At 31.1% G+C, this 370-nt stretch carries 1 pseudogene; it reads right to left on the bottom strand.

What is annotated here, in order from left to right:
- Nucleotides 1-107: 107 nt before the first annotated feature.
- Nucleotides 108-370: pseudogene (locus tag TY19_RS16045) on the bottom strand (hypothetical protein); the annotation flags it as partial.

Raw genomic sequence — 370 nt, 5'->3', positions numbered from 1 at the left:
AGCTTAGAAGAGTAGCACATTTAAGCATTTATTTTATTTCTCGTGACTACACTATCTAAGCTAGCTATTTTGCCTAAAATTCACTAAGCTAAGTGTTTTGTCAGTCTTTAGGAGAAAAATACGATACTATCTACCCCTATACTTTTATAACTTGTAATTTGAGTCTGATTATTTTCCTCGGGCATGCGATTAAATGTTTCTTGATTTTGAGAAGCTTTATAGTAATTAAAATTTTGATTTTCATAACAAGTTTCCCAGTGAAATCGAGGATTATGCGGAGCTTCTATGATTCCTCTGAATTCATCTTGCAAATAACAAAAAAATCTCGTCAGGAACCATTTTCCTTTTAATCTTTTATCATTATCTTGAT

This window comes from Candidatus Protochlamydia sp. R18 (genome assembly GCF_000648255.1).
In the GTDB taxonomy this organism is placed as follows: Bacteria; Chlamydiota; Chlamydiia; order Chlamydiales; family Parachlamydiaceae; genus Protochlamydia; species Protochlamydia amoebophila.
This window is presented reverse-complemented; position numbering and strand designations above follow the sequence as displayed.